Here is a 1,813-nt window from a genome sequence, read left to right as displayed (position 1 = left end):
CTACTTCATTCTAGCTAGTTTTGTTGGTAGTTTCATGCTAAGCAATCAGATGCGTGGACGTGCCATCCGAATCTGGCCTGACAATCCTGAAAAAACCAGTAATATCTGGCATTTGATTTCCATTAATTTTTCATCAAGACACTGGTATGAAACTCAAAATATTGAGGAAAAATACGCTGAGATTAACGAGCTTCAATTATATGAGCTAAGTCCCGACTTAGACTTGTTAAATCGTCGCATGAAGCAATTTCTAGGCCTTCATTATCATGAGCAGACGATTGAGTCTGGCATAGAGCGACTGGAGTTTAATAATCTCAAATTCAACCGAAAAAGCTTGGAGAAACTCAATCAAAACACCGTACGGCAATCTCAGAATCGACAGGAACTAAAAGACCGTTGGCAACAAGCCCTGCCCCTTTATGAGGACATTGAGGTGACTAATGAGGTTGCCGTTGACAAACACTTTCTACCAATGGCGTACCTTAACGATTGGAAGAAAGCTATCCTACTCTTTCAGGCGTTCGTTGTTACCTATTACATCTTTGACGCTAGCAAATATCTGATTAGTGGGACACTGTCAAATTTTAATCTTACGATTCTTTTGCTCTCCACTATTGCACTAGCTATCGTTTGGGGAAGATATGCCATCTATAAAAGTCCCTATAAACGTTTGGAAATATTTGGAAAAGCTATTTATCAAGCCCTGCTAGATGCAGGTCAGATTGAAACTAAAGAATCTGACCCTAGAGTAGTGAGAGATAGTAAGCAGGCCTTATATAATGCCATTTATCTCAAGGGTGCTTCGATGAAGGAGAAAGAAATCTTTGCTCAAGCTGTAACTGAATTTTTCGCCCCGATTGAAAATCAACGTTATATCTTAAAAGCTAGCCACAAAGTTATAGACCAGACCGAATATTTTGCTGTACCTAGCATGTTTGAAAAACGTAAAACTGAAGCGACCGATTTTCTCGAACACGTGCAAAAGACCCTTGGCAAATATGAGCTGATTTATACACGAAATCCTCAAGGACGCCATATTTTACTTGAGGCCCGTATCAAGGCACTTGGCAACAAGCAAGAACGCACTATTACACGCAAAAAAGTCATGTCAACATTAGAATGACACATAAGCAAAACGACTATTACTGTCTTACCGTTATACAATAAACACAAAGATACTATATTGGAGAATCCTATGACAATTACTCACATTTTTCGACCTTGATGGTACCCTTATTGATAGTTCTGAGGGCATCCACAATGGTTTTGTTCAAACCTTTGAAAGACTAGGCCTCCCTGTCCCTAGTAATCAAAAAATTCGCACCTTTATGGGACCACCTCTAGAAGTGACATTCAAAGAAGAAATTAGTGAAGAAGATGCTGCCCAAGCCGTCAAAATTTATCGGGAGTATTATGAGACGAAAGGTCAATTTGAAGCCCATCTCTACGATGGCATTAAGGAGGTTCTTCAGGAACTGAAGCAGAATCCTAATAAGAGAATTTACATCACTACTTCAAAAAATGAGCCTGTTGCCCAAAAGATGTGCCAACACCTGGTTCTCACAGCCTATTTTGATGGCATTTATGGGTCTACGCCTGCTGCTTTACACAAGGCTGATGTCTTACAACGGGCTATTACTGAAAATCAGGCGCCTAAGGACAGTTCTGTCATTGTTGGTGATACCAAGTTTGACTTGATTGGTGGAAAAACAGTTGGCATTAAGACATTGGCTGTGACCTGGGATTCGGAACCAACGAAACCCTCTTGGCAGAAAATCCTGATTTAGTTGCTCATAATACCCAAGAAATCAGG

2 pseudogenes are annotated in these 1,813 nt (G+C 40.3%); both read left to right on the top strand.

The annotated features are described in order from the left end of the window. Positions 1-1,123 (top strand): annotated as a pseudogene (locus HSISS2_RS03015) (restriction endonuclease subunit R); the annotation flags it as partial. Between the two features lie 72 nt (positions 1,124-1,195). After that, a pseudogene (locus HSISS2_RS03010) lies at positions 1,196-1,813 on the top strand (HAD hydrolase-like protein); the annotation flags it as partial.

Origin of the sequence: Streptococcus sp. HSISS2 (assembly GCF_000448665.1) — a bacterium.
Classification (GTDB): domain Bacteria; phylum Bacillota; class Bacilli; order Lactobacillales; family Streptococcaceae; genus Streptococcus; species Streptococcus raffinosi.
The sequence above is the reverse complement of the archived record's forward strand: the minus strand, read 5'-3'. Positions and strand labels throughout refer to the sequence as shown.